The sequence below is a fragment of the Novosphingobium sp. HNCC26BN242 genome, assembly GCF_057180525.1.
Map to the genome: position 1 here is coordinate 546,617 of NZ_JBXUGM010000001.1, position 16,590 is coordinate 563,206.

The 16,590-nt window shown below is 62.9% G+C and carries 14 protein-coding genes and 1 riboswitch; of the genes, 1 reads left to right on the forward strand and 13 read right to left on the reverse strand.

Translation table 11 applies throughout. The annotated features are described in order from the left end of the window. Positions 1–115: 115 nt before the first annotated feature. From AC2A1F_RS02690 to AC2A1F_RS02750, 13 genes are all read right to left on the reverse strand, one after another. Entirely contained in the window at positions 116–763 is a 648-nt protein-coding gene (locus AC2A1F_RS02690) for a trimeric intracellular cation channel family protein (RefSeq protein ID WP_484207225.1), read from the reverse strand. Then, a complete protein-coding gene (locus AC2A1F_RS02695) occupies positions 760–1,869 on the reverse strand; it encodes a serine hydrolase domain-containing protein (RefSeq protein WP_484207226.1) in 1,110 nt (369 codons plus the stop codon). The genes AC2A1F_RS02690 and AC2A1F_RS02695 overlap by 4 nt, the downstream gene beginning before the upstream one ends. A 4-nt stretch (positions 1,870–1,873) precedes the next feature. Then, positions 1,874–2,071 carry a hypothetical protein gene (locus AC2A1F_RS02700; RefSeq protein ID WP_292622856.1) on the reverse strand — a complete coding sequence of 66 codons (198 nt, stop codon included), beginning with the start codon at positions 2,069–2,071 and terminating at the stop codon, positions 1,874–1,876. Positions 2,072–2,144: 73 nt separating this feature from the next. Further along, positions 2,145–2,840, reverse strand: a complete 696-nt coding sequence (locus AC2A1F_RS02705) for a spermidine synthase (protein ID WP_484207227.1) — start codon at positions 2,838–2,840, stop codon at positions 2,145–2,147. Positions 2,841–2,909: 69 nt separating this feature from the next. After that, positions 2,910–3,266, reverse strand: coding sequence for a DUF6481 family protein (locus tag AC2A1F_RS02710; RefSeq protein ID WP_484207228.1), 357 nt, complete (start codon positions 3,264–3,266; stop codon positions 2,910–2,912). A gap of 144 nt (positions 3,267–3,410) precedes the next feature. Further along, positions 3,411–4,826 (reverse strand): dihydrolipoyl dehydrogenase, encoded by a 1,416-nt coding sequence (gene lpdA, locus AC2A1F_RS02715; protein ID WP_484207229.1) that lies wholly within the window; start codon positions 4,824–4,826, stop codon positions 3,411–3,413. A gap of 170 nt (positions 4,827–4,996) precedes the next feature. Further along, positions 4,997–6,256, reverse strand: coding sequence for a 2-oxoglutarate dehydrogenase complex dihydrolipoyllysine-residue succinyltransferase (odhB, locus tag AC2A1F_RS02720; protein ID WP_484207230.1), 1,260 nt, complete (start codon positions 6,254–6,256; stop codon positions 4,997–4,999). Positions 6,257–6,297: 41 nt separating this feature from the next. Then, positions 6,298–9,150 carry a 2-oxoglutarate dehydrogenase E1 component gene (locus AC2A1F_RS02725; protein ID WP_484207231.1) on the reverse strand — a complete coding sequence of 951 codons (2,853 nt, stop codon included), beginning with the start codon at positions 9,148–9,150 and terminating at the stop codon, positions 6,298–6,300. A gap of 211 nt (positions 9,151–9,361) precedes the next feature. Further along, entirely contained in the window at positions 9,362–9,655 is a 294-nt protein-coding gene (locus AC2A1F_RS02730) for a GIY-YIG nuclease family protein (RefSeq protein ID WP_484207232.1), read from the reverse strand. A 126-nt stretch (positions 9,656–9,781) separates the two neighbouring features. Further along, the gene (gene sucD, locus AC2A1F_RS02735; RefSeq protein ID WP_484207233.1) at positions 9,782–10,672 is read right to left on the reverse strand and encodes a succinate--CoA ligase subunit alpha; all 891 of its coding nucleotides are present in this window, start codon (positions 10,670–10,672) and stop codon (positions 9,782–9,784) included. A 115-nt stretch (positions 10,673–10,787) separates the two neighbouring features. Then, a complete protein-coding gene (gene mdh / locus AC2A1F_RS02740; RefSeq protein WP_484207234.1) occupies positions 10,788–11,750 on the reverse strand; it encodes a malate dehydrogenase in 963 nt (320 codons plus the stop codon). 311 nt (positions 11,751–12,061) lie between these two features. Beyond that, positions 12,062–12,322: a hypothetical protein gene (locus AC2A1F_RS02745; protein WP_484207235.1), complete on the reverse strand. Its 261-nt coding sequence runs from the start codon at positions 12,320–12,322 to the stop codon at positions 12,062–12,064. Between the two features lie 329 nt (positions 12,323–12,651). After that, entirely contained in the window at positions 12,652–13,905 is a 1,254-nt protein-coding gene (locus tag AC2A1F_RS02750; RefSeq protein ID WP_484207236.1) for a cell wall hydrolase, read from the reverse strand. 213 nt (positions 13,906–14,118) lie between these two features. Beyond that, positions 14,119–14,317: riboswitch (cobalamin riboswitch) on the forward strand. Between the two features lie 108 nt (positions 14,318–14,425). Between AC2A1F_RS02750 and AC2A1F_RS02755 the strand changes: the two genes are divergently transcribed. Beyond that, the gene (locus AC2A1F_RS02755; RefSeq protein WP_484207237.1) at positions 14,426–16,306 is read left to right on the forward strand and encodes a TonB-dependent receptor plug domain-containing protein; all 1,881 of its coding nucleotides are present in this window, start codon (positions 14,426–14,428) and stop codon (positions 16,304–16,306) included. Positions 16,307–16,590: the final 284 nt, after the last annotated feature.

Below are 16,590 nucleotides of genomic sequence, written 5' to 3' on the forward strand. Positions count from 1 at the left end.
CGTGTCGAGCGAAGTCGAGACACTGCGCGCCACGTGTCTCGATTTGGTGCTAGAGCGCGAAGCTTATCCCGAGCTTGTCGAGGGGCTCGACACGAACGGAACTAATGGAATGCTATCAGCCGGCGTTTTCGGAACTGTAAACCGGCAACCCCAGTCGCCAATAAACTGCCGCCCCGCGCAAGCCAAAGCCCGCCAGCGCCGCAACCGGCCAGACCACGGCATTCGCCAGCCCCAGCGCTGCACCACCCGCGCACAAGCCTGAAGCCAATGCCGCCGCCGTCACGTAAAGCTCAGGCCGCATCAGGATCGATGGCCTGCCTGCCAGCACATCGCGGATAATCCCGCCCGCGCATCCCGTGATTGCGCCCATCAGCACTGCCGGCACCGGCGGCACGCCATAGGCCAGCGCCTTGGCCGTGCCCAATACCGCATAAGCGCCAAGCCCTGCTGCATCCGCCCATTCCAGGATAGGCCGCTCCCACCAGCGGTGCGGTGTGAACCAGGCGATCAGGGCCACACCCAAGCAGACCGGTGCAACCCACGGATCGCGCACCCAGAACACCGGCGCACCGATCAACAGGTCACGCACCGAACCGCCACCCACGCCCGTAATCAGCGCAAAGAACGCCATCGTCACAAACGTCTGCCGCAATTGCGCCGCCAGCAGCGCTCCGGTCAGCGCAAACACGGCAATGCCCGCCAGATCAAGCAAGCCAATCAGCGGCGCGATATCGGTGGTGGGCAGGGGCAGAACCGGCGTCATCGCGGTATCATGGCCGCCTGTCGCAGCGCAGGCAACAGCGCGCGCTGGCGGCGGAACAAGGCCATGTCATTGCCGCACTGGGCCATGATCAGGCCGGAGCGCGGTTCGATATACGCCTCGGCATACCACCGCGTGTTCGATCCGTTGTGCCACAGGCTGCCGTCCGGCTCCACAAACCAGCCAAGCGCCATCTGGCTGCCAAAGCGCGGCGTGTGTAACGCGCGCCAGCTTTCGGGCTTGAGCAATGCTGGTTGATCCCGATGCGTGCGCAGCCATGCGGCCAGATCGGCCAAAGTCATGTGCAATCCGCCCGCAGGGGCCATGGACGCTGGATTGTCGGCAAACATTGGCTGGCCTTCGTCATGGCCCCACGGTTGATCATGGCTATTCGATGAACCCGGCGGCCCGAAGCCCGCGCTGCCGAGCCCCAAAGGCTCCAGCACCTCGCGCCGCAGCAGCGCCTCCCACGGCATGCCAGTCGCCTCTTCCAGCATCCGCGCCACCAGCACATAGCCTGCATTGGAATAGATATAAGCCGTGCGCGGCGTCGCCACCGGCTTCATCTTCAACGCCAGTTCGCCAAAGCGGCGGCGGCTTTCGCGCAAGTCCGCCTCGCTCGCGCCGGAACCGTATTGCGGCATGGCGAAGAGCGGGCCGAGCGGAATGTCCTTGGGAAGCCCCGCATGGTGGCTGAGCAGTTCCACCGCCGTCAGCGCGCGATGGCGGCGCGGCACATCGGGCAGGGCGGCCTCAAGCGGCGTATCCCACGCAATCACACCCGCCTCCACCGCGCGCGCAAATAGCGTGGCGGTGAATGACTTGGTGATCGATCCCAGATGCCACCGGTCGCGCGTGGTCACAGGCTCGGCATGGCCTACTGCGCGCAACCCATCGGCAAGGAACACCGGTGGCGCAGCGCCCGCCTGCCACATCGCCGCCATGCCGGGCGTGCCCACTGCGCGGCGGATGCTCGCCAGCGTTGCCGCAGACATCGGCAGGGCAAGCAATTCGTCCAGTGTCAGATTCCGCCGCTGTGCCACGATGCGCCCCGGCAGCAACCCGCCCGCAGCCAGAACAGCCATCATCAGGCGGCGGGTGATCCGCACGCGATTACTCGCCGATCAGCGCTTCCAGCTTCTTCTTCAGCGCCAGAATGCGCTCTGCCGCTTCGGTGAAGGTCTTCACGTCCTCGCGGTTGTTGTTCCCGCGCGCTTCCTTCGCGGCTTCGACATAGCCTTCCATGTCGGCATCCATCGCATCGATCAGGATCTCGATTTCATCTTCAGTCAGGGTAAGCTTAATGGCCATTGTGGCACTCCTGCGATTCAAAGCCTGCGGTTACCGCCGCGCGGCGCAGCGCACAAATGAAAGGTGTGCTTACTCAGCCTTTCGTCGCAAAGAAGATCACGTGTTCCAGCGGTGTCTTGCCCGGCTTCGGCTGTTCGCCCGCATCGACGCTGACGACTTCTACGGTGAAGCCCGTGCTTTGCAGCAGCTCCACGAACTTGTCGTCCTTGAACGCCGACCACACCGCCAGAATGCCACCGGGGCGCAGCGCGCGGGCGGCGGCTTCGAGGCCCTGTTCGCAATAGAGCCAGTCGTTGATGCACCGGGTCAGGCCTTCGGGGCCGTTGTCGACATCGAGCAGGATGGCATCATAGGCCCCGCGTGCCGCGTCGATCAGCATCGCCACGTCATCGTGGACCAGTTGCACGCGCGGATCGTCAAGACAGCCGTTGGTCAGCCGCCGCATTGCTCCGCGGGCCCACGATACGATCTCGGGCACGATCTCGGCCACGGTGACGCTGGCGCTGCTGTCCAGCACGGCCAGCGCCGCGCGTAGCGTGAAGCCCAGGCCATAGCCGCCGATCAACAACTGCGGTGAAGCCAGCTTGCCCAGCCGCGCGCAGGTCATTTCCGCCAGCGCCACTTCGGATGCGCACACATCGGTGCTCATCAGCTCGTTACGGTCGAGCAGGATGACGAAATCATCGCCATTGCGCACCAGCCGCAGCCGTGCGCCATCGGGCACGCAGGCTGTGTCGATCAGTTCGTCGCCATCTTCAAGCTCCCACATCGCGGGAGGAGCGGCATCTTGGGAAGGGACAGTTTCGAGTGCTGGGGCCAGCTTCAGATTGTCCAAAACCTACTTCTTCCGCGCCTTGCGCGCGGCATAGCGCGCATCGCGCTCGGCCTTGCGTTCGGCTTCGGAAAGCGGGGTGGCCTTTTCCGCAGCAATGCGGGCGGCTTCGGCTTCTTGCGCAGCCTTTTCGGCAGCGATCCGGGCCTTTTCGGCCAGCTCTTCTTCGCGGCGCTGCTTGATGGCGGCGCGCTTTTCGGCTTCAGCCGCTTCCTTGGCTTGCGCCTTGGCAATGCGCTCTGCTTGTACCGCCGGATCGACCGGAGCCTTCGCCTTGGCCTTCAGCGCTTCAATCGCCTTTGCGCGTGCATTTGCCGAAGCATCGCGCCGTGCGTCGAGTCCGGGTTCCTTGTATCCTGCCATGATATTCGTGTGCTTTCTCTATTCCTCTTGGCCGCTAGCAGCGTGAGCCAAGGATGTCACGCCGCATTGGCCAAGCCTTTCCTGTGCAAAAGAAAAGGGCCGCCCTGAAGGACGGCCCTGTTCATGCAACTTGGCAGCCTGAGATCACATATGAATCGGCTTGCCCGTCACCGCCATCGCTGCTTCTTTCAGCGCCTCGGCATGGGTCGGGTGCGCATGGCAAGTATAGGCGATGTCTTCGCTCGTCGCGCCGAATTCCATCGCCTGCGTGGCCTGCGCGATCATCGTTCCGGCAACTGAAGCGATGCACCACACGCCCAGCACTCGGTCGGTCTTGGCGTCGGCGATAACCTTTACGAAGCCGTCCGGCTCATGATTGGTCTTGGCACGGCTGTTGGCGAGCATCGGGAACTTGCCGACCTTGATGTCACCGCCGGATTCCTTGGCCTTTTCACGCGCGGCTTCCTCGGTCAGGCCAACGCCTGCAAATTCGGGGAAGGTATAGACCACGCCCGGGATCAGGTCATGATTCACAATGCCTGTCAGGCCCGCAATGTTCTCGGCCACGGCAATGCCTTCGTCTTCGGCCTTGTGCGCCAGCATCGGGCCGGGGATCACATCGCCCACGGCCCACACGCCGGGAACCTTGGTGGCAAAATCGTGGTCGGTTTCGATCTGGCCGCGCGTATTGACCTCAAGCCCGATCTTGTCGAGGCCAAGGCCATCGACATTCGGGCGGCGTCCAATCGCAACCAGCACGCAATCGGCCTCGATGGTTGAAGCCTCGCCACCCTTGGATGGTTCGACGGTCAGGGTCGCGGTCTTGCCGCTCACCGAAACGCCGGTCACCTTGGTGCCCAGCTTGATGTCCATGCCCTGCTTCTTGAAGATCTTGGCCGCTTCCTTGCGCACGTCGCTGTCCATGCCGGGCAGCAACTGGTCGAGGAATTCGACGACCGTGACTTTCGCACCCAGACGGCGCCAGACCGAGCCCAGTTCAAGCCCGATCACGCCGCCGCCGATCACCACCATGTGGTTGGGCACGCGATCCAGCGCCAGCGCGCCGGTGCTATCCACGATAATGCCAGCATCGTTGTCCACGGTCACGCCGGGCAGGGGGGTGACGTTCGACCCTGTGGCGATCACGATGTTCTTGGCGCTGACCTTCTGGCCAGCCACAGTCACGCTGTGCGCATCTTCGAACGTGGCGTAACCCTTGAGCCATGTCACCTTGTTCTTTTTGAACAGGAACTCGATGCCGCCGGTCAATTGCTTGACCGAATCCAGCTTCTGGCCCTGCATCGCGGTCAGGTCCAGCGTCACCGGCCCGGTCTTGATGCCATAAGTATCAAACGTCCCATCCACCGCTTCGGCGAACTTTTCCGAGCCGTGCAGCAACGCTTTTGACGGAATGCACCCGACGTTCAGGCAGGTCCCGCCCAGCGTCTCGCGTCCATCGGCACAAGCGGTCTTTAGCCCCAGTTGCGCCGCGCGAATGGCGGCCACATACCCGCCGGGACCGGCACCGATGACAAGAACGTCGTAATCGTATTCAGCCATTTTCGGCCTCCGTTGCGCGACCATGCTTCGACAAGCTCAGCATGAGCGGCACTTAGCTATCAAACCAATTCGGCAATCAAATCACTTCGTCATTCCCGCGAAGGCGGGAATCCAGTCAGACCTCGTCTGGATTCCCGCCTTCGCGGGAATGACGAAGGTCTTGTTACAAATCACAAATCGATGAGCAACCGCGTTGGATCCTCAATCGCTTCCTTGATCGTCTTCAGTGCCGTCACCGCTTCCTTGCCGTCAATGATGCGATGGTCGTAGGACAGCGCGATATACATCATCGGGCGGATTACGATCTCGCCATTGCGGACGACAGGGCGGTCCTCGATGCGGTGCAGGCCCAGCACGGCGGACTGCGGCGGGTTGATGATCGGGGTGGACATCAGGCCACCGAACACACCGCCGTTCGAGATGGTGAAGGTGCCGCCCGCCATATCGGCCATGGTCAACGTGCCATCCCGCGCGGCCTTGCCGTAGTTCGCGATGGCCTTTTCGATATCGGCAAAGCTCATCTTGTCGACATTGCGCACCACCGGCACGACCAACCCGTTGGGGGCCGAAACCGCGACCGAGATGTCCACATAGTCGAAGTAGACGATCTCATCGCCCTGGATCTGGCCGTTGACCGAAGGAATGTCCTTCAGCGCCAGCACCGAAGCCTTGGCAAAGAACGACATCAGGCCAAGCTTCACGCCGTGCTTCTTCTCGAACACGTCCTTGTACTTGGCGCGGGCTTCCATCACCGCGCTCATGTCCACATCGTTGAACGTGGTGAGCAGCGCTGCGGTGTCCTGCGCGCTTTTCAGGCGCTTGGCGATGGTCTGGCGCAGGCGCGTCATCTTTACGCGCTCTTCGTTGCGACCTGCAGCCGGAGCCGATGCGGCAGGTGCCGCGACCGGAGCCGAAACCGCAGCGGCAGGCGCAGCCTGCTTGGCGGCAGCGGCGGCCATCACGTCTTCCTTGGTCAGGCGGCCGTCCTTGCCGGTGCCCTTCACGCTGGCAGGATCGATCCCGTATTCCAGCACCGCACGGCGCACCGCAGGCGAAAGCGCCGCAGCATCGCCCGCCGGGGCCGCAACGGGCGCAGCAGCAGCCGGAGCCGCAGCCGGCGCTTCCGAAGCCGATGCAGGCGGAACCGGCGCTTCGGTGCGCGGGGCCGGGGCCTGCGCTCCTGCAGCCGCGACGCTGTCTTCGATCAGCGCCAGCAGCGCGCCGACCGTGACTGTGTCACCCTCGTTCGCTGCCAGCGCGCCCATCACGCCCGCCGCAGGCGCGGGCACTTCCACCGCAACCTTGTCGGTTTCAAGGCTGACAATCGGCTCATCCAGCGCCACGGCCTCACCGGGCTTCTTCAGCCACTGGCCGATGGTTGCTTCGCTCACGCTTTCGCCAAGCGTCGGGACTTTGACTTCAATCGACATATCTTCGTTCCTTGGGGAGAAGGAAATTCAGTTCTTCTGCGTCAGTTCTTCTTTTGGCGACGGATTTCGCCGCGCACCGACAAGCCAAGCGCATCAGCCACCAGCGCGCCTTGCTCGCTGGTGTGGCGGCTGGCGAGGCCCGTGGCGGGCGAGGCGGCGGCGGTGCGTCCGGCATAGCGTGCGCGCGCAACTTTGCTCTTGGCCGCTTTCAACGATTCCTCGATCATCGGTTCAACGAAGAACCACGAACCATTGTTCCGCGGTTCTTCCTGGCACCACACTACCTCTTCCAGATTGGTCATGCGCGAAAGGCGCAGTGCCAGCGGATCGCCGGGGAAGGGGTAGAGCTGTTCCAGACGGATGATCTGGGTGTCGGTGATACCCGCCGCATCGCGCGCTTCCATCAGGTCATAGGCAACCTTGCCCGAACACAGCACCACGCGCTTCGTATCGAGGTCCGCCGCAGGCTTCATGTCCGAAAGGATGCGCATGAAGTGCCCTTCGCCGATGAAATCGGACGCGACCGACTTTGCCAGTGGATGGCGCAGCAGGCTCTTGGGCGTCATGATGATGAGAGGCTTGCGGAACGGGCGGTGCATCTGCCGGCGCAGCACGTGGAAGTAGTTGGCCGGTGTGGTGATGTTGCACACCTGCAGGTTGTCTTCTGCACAAAGCTGCAGATAGCGCTCCATGCGTGCAGACGAATGCTCCGGCCCCTGACCTTCATACCCGTGCGGCAACAGCATGACGAGGCCGTTGGCGCGCAGCCACTTGGCTTCGGATGCGGCAATATACTGGTCGATCACGATCTGCGCGCCATTGGCGAAATCGCCGAACTGCGCTTCCCACAGCACCAGGCTCTTGGGGTCTGCACTGGCATAGCCATACTCGAAACCGAGTACGCCATATTCCGAAAGCGTCGAATCCAGCACTTCGAACGTGCCGTGCGGCAAGGACTTCAACGGCACATACTTGCGCTCGTCGGTCTGATCCACCCACACCGCGTGGCGCTGGCTGAATGTGCCGCGTCCGCAATCCTGCCCGGACAGGCGCACGCCGTAGCCTTCGGTCACGAGGCTGCCGAAGGCCAGCGCTTCACCGGTGGCCCAGTCGAAGCCTTGCCCTGTGGCAAACATCTCGCGTTTGGCATCGATCACGCGGCCCAGCGTCTTGTGGACCGTCAGATCGTCGGGCACCGTGGTCAGCGTGCGGCCAAGGCTGTCGAACAGCTTCTGATCGATGCCCGTGCCCACGTTGCGCCGTGCCGATACCGGATCGGCCGGCTTGTTGAAGCCCGACCAGCGCCCGCCGAACCAGTCGGCCTCGTTGGCCTTGTAGCCCTTGGCGGCTTCGAATTCCTTTTCCAGCGCGGCAGTGAAATGGCTTTCCACTTCGCCCTTGTGGTTGCCGTCGATCACGCCTTCGGCCACCAGCCGCTTGGCATAGATGTCACTCACGCCCGGATGCTGGCGGATCTTGGCATACATCAGCGGCTGCGTGAACGAAGGCTCATCGCCCTCGTTATGGCCGAACCGGCGATAGCACCACATGTCGACCACGATATCGCGGCCAAACTTCTGGCGGTAATCGATCGCCAGCTTGCACACGAACGTCACCGCTTCGGGATCATCGCCGTTCACGTGCAGGATCGGTGCCTGCACGCCTTTGGCCACGTCTGACGGATACGGAGAACCGCGCGAGAACTGCGGGCTGGTGGTGAAACCGATCTGGTTGTTGATGATGAAGTGGATGCACCCGCCGGTATCATACCCGCGCACGCCCGAAAGGCCGAAGCATTCCCACACGATGCCCTGGCCGGCAAAGGCCGCATCGCCGTGGATCAGTACCGGCAAAACCTGCTTGTGCTTGGCATCAGGCCCCACATCGCCGCCAATGTCATCGCGGAACACCTGTTGCGCGCGGACTTTGCCCAGCACGATCGGGTCCACCGTTTCCAGATGCGAAGGGTTGGGCACCAGGCTCATGTGAACCTTGATCCCGTCAAATTCGCGGTCGGTGCTGGTGCCCAGGTGATACTTCACATCGCCCGAACCGCCCACGTCCTGCGGGTTGGCGCTGCCGCCCGAAAATTCGTGGAAGATCACGCGGTAAGGCTTGGCCATCACGTTGGCCAGCACGTTCAGACGGCCACGGTGGGCCATGCCATAAACGATCTCGCGCACGCCCAGCTGGCCGCCATACTTGATGATCGCTTCCAGCGCCGGAATCATCGATTCCCCGCCATCAAGACCAAAGCGCTTGGTGCCGACGTACTTTTTGCCGAGGAACTTTTCGTACTGTTCACCGCGCACCACGGCAGCCAGAATGGCCTTCTTGCCGTTGGGGGTAAAGTCTACCGACTTGTCGCCGCCCTCGATGCGATCCTGAATGAAGCGGCGCTCTTCCACATCGGCGATGTGCATGTATTCAAAGCCGATGTGCCCGCAGTAATTGGCCCGCAGGATCGCCACCAGCTCTTCCAGCGTCGCCCATTCAAGGCCCAGCACGCCGCCGATATAGATCTTGCGCTTGGCATCGGCCGCGCTGAACCCGTGATATTCGGGCGAAAGGTCGGCGGGCAGCTTCTGCCGCGCAAGGCCAAGTGGATCAAGATCGGCGACCAGATGCCCACGCACGCGATAGGTGCGGATCAGCGTCATCGCGCGGATCGAATCCATCGCGGCCTGCTGCAGCGCGGCTTCATCCAGCGGCGCTCCGGCTTTCTTGACCGCTTCCTTGATGGCAACTTTCATCGCCATCGGGTCCATCGCCTGCGTCAGGTCATCGCCTGCGGCGGCATCCATGATCGGCCAGCGCTTATTGGCCCACGAAGGACCGGGCTGCGGCCCTTCCTGCGAAGGATCGACATCGAAATCGTGCAGTTCAGAACCCATTACCAACTCCTTGTCCCCCCGGGGAGGATGGGGGCTTCGGACAAAACGCAATTCACCTGACCCAATTCAAACCGCTCCCCCGCAAAGGCGGGGGCCTCAGGCCTCGTTACGCAACCTTGCTGAACAAGCGTTCCGTAACACCACCGAGGTCCCCGCCTTCGCGGGGACGCACGCTTTCCTTGCTCCTTACGCAACCTCAAAGAGAAGCCGCTCAAGGCATCAGGCCATCTTCGAACAGATCCCGCCAATCCGGGTTCCGCTCTTCGATGCGGGCGACCTTCCACGCCCGGTTCCACTTCTTCATCCGGTGTTCAAACGTCCGCGCATCGTGGATGCAGTCGAACCTCTCGCACCAGACCAGCCGTTCGCAGTTGTATTCCCGGGTAAACCCCGGAACTGCCCGGCTCCGGTGCTGGGCGATCCTCTGCGAGAGGTCGCTCGTAACACCGATGTACAAAACTCCACCCGGCTTGTTCGTCAGTATGTAGACGTAGCCGGGCTTCATGCTTTCAAAACCGCGCCTCAAAAAACCGCTGCTCCCCCGCGAAGGCGGGGGCCTCAGGCGTTTTACGCTTATGTTCCGTAAACCTCCTGAGGTCCCCGCCTTCGCGGGGACGCACAAGATTTTGAGTTACACGCGCTCTTTCAGCACTTCGGCCAGCGTTTCGCCCAGCAGCGAAGGCGAGGACGAGACCTTGATCCCGGCCGCTTCCATGGCTGCGATCTTGCTGTCGGCATCGCCCTTGCCGCCCGAAACGATGGCGCCAGCATGGCCCATGCGTCGGCCCGGAGGAGCCGTGCGGCCCGCGATGAAGCCGGCCATCGGCTTCTTGCGCCCACGCTTGGCTTCGTCGATCAGGAACTGCGCAGCCTGCTCTTCAGCATCACCACCGATTTCGCCGATCATGATGATCGACTTGGTAGCCTCGTCTGCCAGGAACAGTTCCAGCACGTCGATGAAGTTGGTGCCGTTGACCGGGTCACCGCCGATGCCCACAGCCGTGGTCTGGCCAAGGCCGATGTTTGATGTCTGGAACACCGCTTCATAAGTCAGCGTGCCCGAGCGCGAGACCACGCCGACCGAGCCTTCCTTGAAGATCGATCCGGGCATGATGCCGATCTTGCACTGGTTCGGCGTGAGCACGCCGGGGCAGTTCGGCCCGATCAGGCGGCTCTTGGAACCGACCAGCGCGCGCTTGACCTTCACCATGTCCATCACGGGGATACCCTCGGTGATGCACACGATCAGTTCCATCTCAGCGTCGATGGCTTCGAGGATCGAATCCGCAGCAAACGGCGGCGGCACATAGATGCACGATGCGGTCGCGCCCGTGGCGTGCTTGGCTTCGGCCACGGTGTTGAAGTTGGGCAGGCCGATATGCGTCGTGCCGCCCTTGCCGGGAGTAACGCCGCCAACCATCTGCGTGCCGTAAGCCAGCGCCTGTTCGGTGTGGAACGTGCCGGTCGCGCCGGTCATGCCCTGCGTGATGACCTTGGTATTCTTGTCGATGAGAATGGACATGCATTCACTCCTGAATTTCGCGTCCCCGCGAAGGCGGGGACCTCAGTCGGTTTACGCGGTGTTCCGTAACAACACCGAGGCCCCCGCTTTCGCGGGGGCGCAATCTCTTGAATGCTTAGGCGAGGCTGCTATCGATGCCCTTGCAGGCTTCCAGCAGTTCCTTGACCGCGTCGACCGAGACCTGAAGGCCAGCCTTCGAAGCATCGTCGAGTTCGATCTCGATAACCTTCTCCACGCCGCCTGCACCGATCAGCACCGGCACGCCGACGTAAAGGCCGTCAACGCCATACTGGCCTTCGACATATGCCGCGCAAGGCAGGATGCGCTTCTGGTCGAACAGATAGGCCTCAGCCATTGCGATGCCCGAAGCGGCAGGCGCGTAGAACGCCGAGCCGGTCTTGAGCAGGCCAACGATCTCGCCGCCGCCCGAGCGGGTGCGCTGCACGATCGCGTCGATGTTTTCCTGGCTCGAAAGCCCCATCTTGACCAGATCCGGCACCGGAATGCCGTTGACGGTCGAGTACTGGGTGACCGGCACCATCGTATCGCCATGGCCGCCGAGCACGAAGGTGTTCACGTCGCGGATCGAAACGCCGAATTCCCATGCGAGGAACGTGGAGAAGCGCGCCGAATCCAGCACCCCTGCCATGCCGACAACCTTGTGATGCGGCAGGCCGGAGAATTCGCGCAGCGCCCAGACCATCGCGTCCAGCGGGTTGGTGATGCAGATGACGAATGCGTCAGGAGCGTTGGCAGCAATGCCTTCGCCCACGGCCTTCATGACCTTAAGATTGATACCCAGCAGGTCGTCGCGGCTCATGCCCGGCTTGCGGGCAACGCCTGCGGTCACGATGATAACATCGGCACCGGCAATGTCGGCATAATCGTTCGAACCGGTGATCTTGGCGTCAAAGCCTTCGACCGGGCCGCACTGCGACAGGTCGAGCGCCTTGCCCTGCGGCACGCCTTCGACAACGTCGAACAGGACGATGTCACCCAGTTCCTTCTGGGCGGCGAGGTGGGCGAGTGTGCCCCCGATATTGCCTGCGCCGATCAGCGCAATCTTCTTGCGTGCCATGCTCTACGGTCCTTTCCCGTTCGCGGGGACAAGCATACAGATGCCAGCAGAGCTTGCGCCCAAGTCCCTCCCGTGCCCCGCGAGACAGGAAAGTTCTGACAGAATGACTCGGCCACTAAGCCCGCCTGAAGATGATTGCAACCGCGAAAAACAGCTAGTTTCCGGGTTTTTTTGATAACAGTTTGCAATAGCAAGACAGGCAATTGATCGACACATTTCCAGAGTGCGCTCTTCGATTACAGGCGCAAAAAAAGCCCAGGTGTTTCCACCGGGGCTTCCTTTGCGTTTCTTCTGCGCAAACCTGTGCGGGCTCAGCGGTGGCGGCGTGCCTTGAAATCGCGCGCCATGCGTCGGTCGAGTGTGTTGCACACCTCCAGCCAGAACGCGCTGCGATCGGCATCGCCGTTCGCCTCGGCAATCATAGCGGCATCGCGGGCGCGGGCGGCGGCGGAAAATCCATGGGCTGCAAACAGCCGCAAGGCGCTGTCGAGCGCGGCTTGCGGTTGAATCTGTGCGCTTGCGGAATTGTCATTTACCGCACGCAAGTGCCGCCGACGAACGGGCCGCGCCATGCATGGGGAAATAATCCCATACTTCGGGGCAAATCGCACCATATTCCTTCACTTCTCCTTTGCGGTGCGGGCGAAACGCCAGACCGCTCTCCACAGCCAACCTTCTATGCCTCGCGGACTAAGAGTGTGTTCTATGACAGGGTAAAGGAACCGGTAATCACCTTATAAGAAGCAGTTTTGCGACGGGTCGCGCCTGCGTTGCAGTGTGGCGAGAGTAAGCATCTCGTTACCGCTCGTCCTGAGCTCATCCTGAGCGTGTCGAAGGGCGAAGGAAGTACGCACAACCCCAGATGCTTCGACAGGCTCAGCATGAGCGGAGGTTAGACGGTTCAAGCGCCCGGTTGCGCAATCCACTGACTTGCGCCTTCATGGCCCGGCAGCACCGATCCGCTGCCCGAAGCCGGAGCCTGATCAGCGCGCGGCGCTTTTGCACCCGGCGCAGTTAACCCCGGCAGGCCCTGCGCACGGAAAACCGCATCGCCGCCCTGCTGCAGCAGTGGCGCAGTATAGGCGGGCGCTGAGCCAACAACCGCATCCGCCGCCGCAATCTTCCCTGCTTCAAACGCCTTCTCCAGCGCCAGCGGATCGGCGATATCGGCGGGAGAGGGCGTCCACGTGCGCGGATGTGGCGCGGCAATCGGCTCGCGCCCGGCATAGCGCGCGTTGAACGCCGATGGATTTCCGGCAGCACCGGCCCAGTTATAGAACCGGTGTGCACCGATTGTGCCGATAAAGCTCAGGCTTGGTGCCCAGTACGGATGCACAGCGGTAGTGTGATAATGCGTCGCCAGCCCGACCGGCGCATAGACATTGCCCGCCAGCGCATCGGCCGCCACGCGCCGCGCCCGGTCCCAGAACGCCTTCATCGGCTTGCGCACCAGCGATCCGTCACACGCAAACGAGAACTGGCACGATGGTCGTTCCGATCCCTGATAGACCACGCCGCACACCGTATTCGGCCAGGCCGGATGCGCCACCCGGTTCAGCACCACTTGCGCCACCGCGCGCTGACCCGCGTCAGGCTCGCTTGCCGCTTCATAGTAGATCGCCGTCGTCAGGCACTGCAACGCGCGCCAGCGGTCCTCGGTCGTGCCGGTCGCCAGTATGGGCCGGGCAGAACCGATGTCAGCGTCGCTTCGGCTCTGGTCCCATTTTGCCTGCGCTTCGGTCGGCTCAATCAGCCCGCTGTCTTGCGTGTCGAGCCAATAGAACGCCGATCCCGGAAAGCTGTCGCCCCCACGTTCGAACGGTTGGAGCCCTGCCATCTGCACCCGCGCGGTCGCCGCGCGCACGCCTCCGGGTTCGCCCCAGCCGATGGGGCCAAGGACCGTGGCCAGCAGGCCGAACATCGCCACCCCGGCCAGCCGCTTCTGCATCATCGAAGGCGCGCGCAAGGCCCGCCGGATCGAGCGCATGTCGCGCCGCCGTACCCGCGCAGCGAAATCGCGGGGGCGGGGCTCGGATACCAACACTGGACCCTGCAGGATCGCGCCTTCGGAAACAGCCTTCGGCGCAACGGCACCGCGCTGCTGCGGCGGGGCGGCAGGCAGTTCGATGGGTCGATAGGCGAAGTCCAAAGGCATGGTGGAGCCAAAAATCCTGATAATTCCCCGCCCCGCTAAACCTTTGCGAAAGCGCGCGCACCCGAGCATTTCCCGCTGTCCCGATGCGGTACATCCCCCTTCGATCCGGTTAATTGCCCCCTTTCGGTGCTTGATGTGATTTGCGGCTAGACAAGGCTGACACGTCCCAAAGTGCGGGTCGCCCCTTGCCGAGCATTGAATTTCCGGCTAATCTCCGCGCCGACGCCAACGGTGCCCTGTGAAAAGGGCTAAGAGGGAAGCCGGTTCAAATCCGGCGCTGCCCCCGCAACTGTAACCGGATAGTGCGTTGCCCAGTTAAGCCACTGGTGCCGGGTTGAAAACCGGCGCTGGGAAGGCGGGCAACGCGCGATGACCCGGAAGCCAGGAAACCTGCCACTGGTTGTCGTTCCGCGGCCGGGCGGGGTGTACCGGGCGCATGCGACGAGGCGCGCCAATTCCATGGCCCAGCGCACCTCTCGCCATGAACGGCATGAACCGTTCGTGGCCGGAGTTATGTCTTGTGAACAAGTATCTGCTTTCCGTTTCCGCCGTCGTTTTCGCGTGTCCTGCTCTCGCGCAAAGCGCTGACGACATTGTCATCGCCGATCAAATCCGCGCTGATGCCATCACTGTCATCGCCACCGGCAGCGAAACCACGCTCAATCGCCTTGGCCAGCCCGTCACTGTCATCACTGCCGAGGAAATCGCCTCGATCCAAGGCCCCGACATCACCCGCGTGCTTGAACGCGTCCCCGGCCTCACGCTCACGCGCAATGGCGGCCCTGGCAGCGTCACCGGCGTGCGCTTGCGCGGATCGGAGTCCGAACAGGTCCTCGTCCTTGTTGATGGCGTGCGCATGGAAGACGTTGCAGCCCCCTCGGGCGGCTTCGATTTCGGCACGCTCACCCCCGGCGGGCTTGAGCGGATTGATGTGCTGCGCGGTTCCAACTCGGTCGTCTGGGGCAGCGCGGCCATCGGCGGCATAATCGCCGTCCAATCGCGCGATCTGAACGGCGTGGAAGCCAGCGCCGAATATGGCGCGAACGAAAGCTACACCGCCGATGCTGCTGCAGGCGTTTCATCGAATCGCGCCGCGATCACGCTCAACGGCGGCTATACCCGCACCGATGGCGTTTCCGCCGCCGCCGTGGGCACCGAACCCGATGGCTTCCGCCAGTGGCGCATCGGCGGGCGCGGTCGCCTGAACCTGACCGACGAACTCGCCATTGTCGCCACCTCCCGCTATGCAAACGGCCGCACCGATATCGATGGGTTCGGCATGGCGGGCTTTGGCGATACCACCGAAGTGCAGGAAACCCGCCAGGCCTCGGGCCGTGTCGGCCTGCGCTATGTCTCCAGTGCGCTGACCATCAACACCGGTTTCGCGTTGGCCGATACCAAGCGCGATTATTTCGCCGATGATGCCGCCGCCACGCCCGATTATGGTTACAAGGCCCGCTCCGAACGCGCCGACCTGACGGGGCGGTTGAACCTGCCCGCCAATTTTACGCTCGATTTCGGCGCGGACAGCGAATGGACGCGCTTTTCCAGCACATTCGATGCAGAGGCGAAGGCCAATCTTACCTCCGGCCACGCGCTGCTGGGCTGGAGCAATGGCCGCGCCAACCTTGCCGCCGGTGTCCGCGTGGACGATCACAGCCGCTTCGGCACCGCATGGACCTTCGGTGCCAACGGCAGCTTCGAACTGTTCAGCGATCTGCGCCTGCGCGCCAGCTATGGCGAAGGCTTCCGCGCGCCCACGCTGTTCAATCTGCTGTCGATCTATGGCAATACCGCGCTCAATCCTGAACGCAGCAAAAGCTATGACGCAGGGCTGGAATGGGGCGCACCTTATGGCAATCTCCACGCCGCAGTCACGGTATTCCGCCGCGATAGCCGCAATCTGATCGCCTTCGTCTCCTGCGCCAGCCTGAACCGCTGCGCTGATCGCCCCTCCGGCCTCTATGACAATGTCGGCCTCGCCCGCGCGCAGGGCATCGAGGCTGAACTTGGTGCGCGGCCGACCGACACACTGCACCTGCAAGCCGCCTATACCTACCTCGAAACCGAAAACCGCACCGCAGGCACGGCCAACTTCGGCAAGGACTTGGCGCGTAGGCCTTCACACGCATTGACCCTGTCGAGCGACTGGACCACGCCGCTTGCAGGCCTTATTCTAGGCGCGGATTTGCGGCTTGTGGGAGACAGCTTTGACAATGCGTCAAACAGCACTCGCCTCAATGGCTACGCGCTTACCACTGTGCGCGCCAGCTTCCCCGTGACCGACCGCGTGGAAATCTACGGCCGCGTCGAAAACCTGTTCGATCAGGCCTACCAGACCGTCGCCACCTACGGTACCTGGGGCCGCTCAGCCTACATCGGCCTGCGCGCGCGCTACTGATGCGCACCCGGTCGCCCCAACCTCAAACCCTGCTCCCCGGCGAAAGCGGGGGTCTCAGGCGTTTTACGGAACATTGGGGTAGTCGGCCCGAGGTCCCCGCCTGCCCTTCGGGCAGTTTATCCCGAGCGTGTCGAGGGGCGGGGACGCACCAAGCTAAAACTCAAAGTAGCACGCGCCCCCGCGAAGGCGGGGGCCTCAGGCAACCAAACACAACACTTCCCCCCCTCCTCTTGCACGGAGGGGGCAGGCCCTCTCTTCCCCCCCTTCTCTTTAGAGGAGGGGGC